This is a genomic window from Verrucomicrobiota bacterium (assembly GCA_037139415.1).
In the GTDB taxonomy this organism is placed as follows: Bacteria; Verrucomicrobiota; Verrucomicrobiia; order Limisphaerales; family Fontisphaeraceae; genus JBAXGN01.
In genome coordinates, this window is sequence record JBAXGN010000305.1 from 1 (window position 1) to 5,375 (window position 5,375).

At 55.6% G+C, this 5,375-nt stretch carries 6 protein-coding genes and 1 tRNA gene; 5 read left to right on the top strand and 2 right to left on the bottom strand.

The annotated features are described in order from the left end of the window. The 3 genes from WCO56_28730 to WCO56_28740 all read left to right on the top strand — a co-directional run. Positions 1 to 433 (top strand): cellulose-binding protein (locus WCO56_28730; protein MEI7733588.1); only part of this gene is annotated, 433 nt, incomplete at its 5' end. Between the two features lie 346 nt (positions 434 to 779). Then, positions 780 to 1,667 carry a LysR family transcriptional regulator gene (locus WCO56_28735; GenBank protein MEI7733589.1) on the top strand — a complete coding sequence of 296 codons (888 nt, stop codon included), beginning with the start codon at positions 780 to 782 and terminating at the stop codon, positions 1,665 to 1,667. A gap of 255 nt (positions 1,668 to 1,922) precedes the next feature. Then, positions 1,923 to 2,531 carry a ferritin family protein gene (locus tag WCO56_28740; protein MEI7733590.1) on the top strand — a complete coding sequence of 203 codons (609 nt, stop codon included), beginning with the start codon at positions 1,923 to 1,925 and terminating at the stop codon, positions 2,529 to 2,531. A gap of 66 nt (positions 2,532 to 2,597) precedes the next feature. On the opposite strand, the gene WCO56_28745 is transcribed toward WCO56_28740, so the two are convergent. Together WCO56_28745 and WCO56_28750 are read right to left on the bottom strand one after the other, a co-directional pair. Next, a complete protein-coding gene (locus tag WCO56_28745; protein ID MEI7733591.1) occupies positions 2,598 to 3,275 on the bottom strand; it encodes a hypothetical protein in 678 nt (225 codons plus the stop codon). A 5-nt stretch (positions 3,276 to 3,280) separates the two neighbouring features. Next, positions 3,281 to 3,643, bottom strand: coding sequence for a hypothetical protein (locus WCO56_28750; protein ID MEI7733592.1), 363 nt, complete (start codon positions 3,641 to 3,643; stop codon positions 3,281 to 3,283). Positions 3,644 to 3,827: 184 nt separating this feature from the next. On the opposite strand from WCO56_28750, the gene WCO56_28755 reads away from it, so the two are divergent. Both WCO56_28755 and WCO56_28760 read left to right on the top strand, forming a co-directional pair. Continuing rightward, the gene (locus WCO56_28755; protein MEI7733593.1) at positions 3,828 to 5,216 is read left to right on the top strand and encodes a PQQ-binding-like beta-propeller repeat protein; all 1,389 of its coding nucleotides are present in this window, start codon (positions 3,828 to 3,830) and stop codon (positions 5,214 to 5,216) included. Between the two features lie 85 nt (positions 5,217 to 5,301). Continuing rightward, a tRNA-Cys gene (locus WCO56_28760) sits at positions 5,302 to 5,373 on the top strand. Positions 5,374 to 5,375: the final 2 nt, after the last annotated feature.

Genomic DNA, 5,375 nt, shown 5'->3' on the forward strand with positions numbered 1-5,375 from the left:
TTTATTCAAAAACCTGCAAAAAATCCGCATTGTTAAGTCCGACAGGCTGCTAGAGCACATCCGCCAGAAACCGTTGCCTGAGTGCCTGAAATGGGTCGGCGATGCCAAACAGATTGCGGACAAGTACAAGCTCAAGCTGGTCTGCTATGAGGCCGGGCAGCACTTGGTGGGAGTCGGTGGCGGCGAGAACAACAACGCCATGACCAAGCTATTCCAGACCGCAAACCGGCACCCGCGCATGGGCGAAATCTATGCGCAATATCTGGACGGCTGGAAGCAGGCGGGCGGCGACCTGATGTGCATATTTTCCTCCACCGGCACCTGGAGCAAATGGGGCAGTTGGGGCCTGACGGAATACTTTGACGAAACCGAACACGACCAACCCAAATACAAAACCGTCCTCGACTGGAATCGCCAGAACCCGAGGGAGTAGCTGCTCAGTTCATGACCTCACCCGCAACCATCATTCCCTTTTCACGTTTTTAGCATGTTTCACGGTTTGGGATCACTGTTTACTGTTCACTGATAACTGATCACCAGCTCTGACTCCAATCCCCTAGTTTCTTGGTCTTCAGCCTCCTGATCACTGATCACTGGTAACTGGCATCTTCATCATTCCGCTTTCCGTATTCAAAGGTTCCCAATTTTTATGCCAACTAATTTTTCTGCCGGCTTATATTTCTGCAACATTTCCGGTGTTCTAACTTCTGACTTCCATCTCCTTTCTTTTAAGTCGAACATTAGTTGACTGTATCATGGCTTCGGTATTTAGTCTCCTCATGCAAATCGCAAGCCTGAAGATTTTTTGTGACCTGGCCGAAACCAAAAGCTTCACCAAAGCCGCCCAGGTCAGTGAAATTACCCAATCTGCGGTCAGCCAGCAGATTGGCATGCTGGAGCGCCTGTTCAACTCGCTCCTCATCGAGCGCAGCAAGAAGCACTTCCGCCTCACGCGCGAAGGCGAGGTGCTGTATGAATACGCCAAGCAAATTATCCAGACCCATGACGCCTTGTTCAGCAAACTCCAGGAAATCAAGGACATCATCTCCGGATCCATGCGCGTGGCCACGATTTACAGCATCGGGCTGCACGACCTGCCGCCGTATTTGACGAAGTTCCTGAAGGCGTATCCCACGGTAAACGTGCATGTGGAGTATCGGCGCTCCAACCAGGTGTATGAGGACGTCCTCAGCAACGTGGTGGATCTAGGTTTGGTGGCCTATGCCACCAAGGACAGCAAGCTGGAGATTGTGCCGTTTCGCAAGGATTACCTGGTGCTCATCTGCCATCCAAATCATCCGCTGGCCGGTCACAAGTCGTTGCGCCTGAGCGATTTATCCAGCCAGAAGTTCATCGCCTTTGAACCGGACATCCCAACGCGACGCGCGGTGGACCGCATCATGCGCGAGCACGGGGTGGATTTAAACGTGGTCATGGAGTTTGATAATATTGAGACGGTTAAGCGCGCGGTGGAAATTGACGCCGGCATTGCCATTGTCCCGCATGCCACCATCATTCAGGAAGTCAGCAAGAAGACGCTTTTCGCAGCCCGCTTTGCGGATGGCGATTTCTTCCGCCCCCTGTCCGCCATTTACAAGAAACACAAGGTCCTCTCCCCGGCGATGAAGCAGCTCATCACCATGCTCAAGAGCGCGGACTCCAAATAATCGGGGCAGCCATGGTGTGGTTCTTGATGCTGCCCTTGGTTTACTGATCACTGGTCACTGGTCTCCCCCATTCCGCACTCCGCATTCAAAGGTTCCGCCTTCAGAAGTGATCTGGTTTTCATCCGTGGCATCCGTGTAATCCGTGGTTAAAAAGATTCCGCAATCCGAAATCCGCATTCCGCATTCGAGATGGGCGTTGCCTGGCAAAGTAAAAAAATGATTCACTTTTTTATTTGCTGCAGCTATCGTTACCGCATGAAAGTCAAGTTATCCGCCATTTTGGTGCTGGGATGTATGTTATTTCAAGCCAGCGGTGCCTCCCCGGAAACCGTCAAGCAATTGAACGCCATGATGCAGGGCGAATACGCCACCAATCATCGCTACGGCGCGTTCGCCCAAAAGGCCACGGAGGAAGGTTTGACGCCCGAAGCGGCCTTGTTTCGTGCCGCCGCCCGCGCCGAAGGAATTCACCGTAGCGCCATGCGGGCGGCCATGCAGACCATGAATCTCGAACCCAGTGAACCCACCCCCGACGACCTCAAGCCAGCTTCCACCCGTGAGAATTTGCAGACCAGTATTCTGAGTGAAAACGCCGAGGCGAAAGTGATCTATCCCCGGCTGCTCAAACAGCTTGGCACCGAAACCAATTCCGTCCAAGCCATCCGCATCATTGAGTACGCCATTGCGTCGGAGGCTCAGCATTCCCGCCTGTTCCAGGAGGCACTCGCCCATTTGGGTGAAAATAAGACCAACGCGTATTATATTTGTCCCCAATGCTCCCTGCTCTCTCTGGAAAAACCGTCTGAAGCTTGCCAGAATTGCCAGGGCCGTGCTAACCCCATCCTGTTGCGCGCTCCAAAATGAACTGGCGCTCCGCCCTGATTGCCTCGCCTGTTTCTGCCAGGCTCCGGTCCCTGTTGCCACACGGTTTTACCGGGAGCAGTTCTTTGGAACCTTTAGCGACGCTGGTCTTGAACCGGGCGTCCTGCCCCGTTGGGTTTGCGGCGATGATGGCTCCGCAGGCGCGGCTACCAGTTTTGGAAAGTCGAGTGCATCCGCCACACGACGGATGGCGCTCTGGAATTCCAGAGAGGTCTTGCGGTCCAGCAACCAACGCACGGCAAACTCCATCTCCTTGCGGGTAGGTTCTATCGCCGCCAAATCTTCAAAATGCCGTTTGCCTTTTTGGCCGTCGATGGCGGCATAGAGTTTCAAGGCTACCTGGTCCTGACGGCCAATCAGGTAAATCGTGAGACACGGACCAAATACCTGCTTGGTGGCGCGGGAAAGGATGCCCGCAGGCAAACCCAAGCGATGCACTGCCAGAGCGGCATCATTAAGCCAGTTTTCCGGAAGATTCAGATCCCTGGCCACCAGAGCGGCTGCCCGGGTGACTTCGTCAGGCAACGGCTCTGCCAATACGGTGGCAGCATCGCCCTTTACCATTCCCAAAATATCCACATCGCGGGTGGGGCGCTCCCTCAATCCGGAGAGACAGAGGGCCGAGCCGCCGCATACCAGAAGCGAATATTCTCCGGCATCCGCCAGCGCTAGGCAGCGGCCGGTGCGGGAGAGAGCTTCGCGGATTTGCGTTCTGGTGGTGAACATGCGGATCAGGTGTCAAGTGGAGCCACAGGCTTGAAGGTGCCGTGCTGTGGAGAATGGTAGTCTTCCCGTTTTAACCGCACCTGACGGTGCGGCGACGCAGGAAACGTGGCAGGGTCGGCGAAATCGTTGATGGCCACAGTCCAGAAACAATGAGCGGTGGCATCCCAGACACCTACCGAGGCATTACGACCGGTGCCACGATACCAGACGCCGTCGCGCAGAAGATCCGCGGGGAGGATTTCGACGCGGGGGGTTCCGTGCCAGCGTTTGAGCGCATTCTTCCGGGCCGCCAGACGCTTGGCCGGCGAAGAAACCGCCCCGCCCAGGCGGCCGATGCGGGCATAATGACTTGCGATGACGCTTTTCATAGAATCAAGTTATGCTAAGCAGTTTGGCATGGCAAGTGGAAAAATATCCAGTCAGCAGATGCGCGATACACGAGTCACGTGTATCGTGCATCATGATGTTATCCGACCCTATCTGCAGCAATCAATGCCACCTTCAAAACAGATTGCACGAACAGCCATTTCACTGGTACTTTTCATCATGCACATGTTGGATACATTAACATTAAACGCCGGTCCGAAGGTTGGGCAAGGATGCTACACCCTGATACGAACGTTGGGGCCGAATGGAATGTGCATGGGGTGGTTGGCTCAAACGGGACGCCTGCATAACGTCGCGGCCCTGAAATTCCCGCCTTTCCGCACCTTCCTTATCGGCTGCCTGATTTTGTTGTTGAACCTGTCTCCAGCAGCCGCCGCCGCCAGCGAACCCACTTGGCCCACCTTTCATGGTCCCAACCGTGACAACCTGGTCACCGAGATTGGCCTGATGAAAACCTGGCCAGCAGAAGGCCCCAAGCTGCTCTGGAGTTTTCCAGACTGTGGACGCGGCTATGCCGGCATGTCCATTGCGGAAGGCCTCGTCTTTACCAGCGGTGATTTCGGCGAAGACGAATATCTGCTGGCGCTGGACCTGGCTGGCAAACTGAAATGGAAAACCCGCAACGGCAAAGCGTGGAAAGGCGCCACCCCTGGTTCCCGAACCACCCCAACGTACAGTGATGGCCGCGTGTTTCACTTGGGGCCGCACGGCGATCTATCCGCGTTTGACGCCGCGACCGGACGGGTGATCTGGACTGTCAATATCAAGGACACCTTTGACGCGCCGCTGGGCGGGTGGGGATACACCGAGAACCTGTTGGTAGATGCCGACAAGGTCTTTTGCATGCCCGGCGGCACAAAGGGTAAAGTGGTGGCGTTGGACACTGCGACGGGTAAGGTGCGCTGGGCGAATACGGAAATCACCGACCGCGCCGGCTATTCCTCCCCGATCATCGTGGAACATGGCGGTACGCGGCAATTCGTCACCCTGGCGCGCAGCACTTTTCTGGGCGTGGATATTCAATCCGGGAAACTCCTCTGGAGCCACCCGCATCCCGGCTTTTGCGATCAAAACGTGACCTCGCCGATCTACCATGATGGCTGTGTATTCGTCACCAGCGGCCATCGGGCGGGCGGCCGCGTCATCCGCCTAAGTGCGGACAATCGTCGCACCGAGGAACTCTGGTATGGGAAACGACTGGATAATTGCCATGGTGGCGTGGTGTTGCTGGATGGCTACCTCTATGGGAGCGGTTGCCGGATGTACAACAAGGGCCTGCATTGCGTTGAATTCAACACCGGCAAAGTCATGTATCAGGCCGAAGCCATTGGCAAAGCCTCCATCACCTATGCGGATGAGCGTTTATTCTGCGTGGGCAACGACGGTGACGTCATGCTGGCCAAACTGAGCCCGCAATCAGCGGACATCGTGAGCCAATTCAAACTCCCCCGGCGAGACGAACTGCACACCCTTTCCCATCCTGTGGTCTGCGGTGGCCGGCTCTACATCCGCCATTTGAACGACCTATGGGTGTATGACGTGCGGGCCGAATGACGGTTCTGAGATCGCTAATTTTACGGATGAAAAATCCGGGCTTGCGTAACGGCAAAATATTACGCATTCTTTTCCAGCCGTTTACGGCGGGGTAGCCAAGTGGAAAGGCAGGGCTCTGCAAAAGCCTTATGCGTCGGTTCGATTCCGACCCTCGCCTCC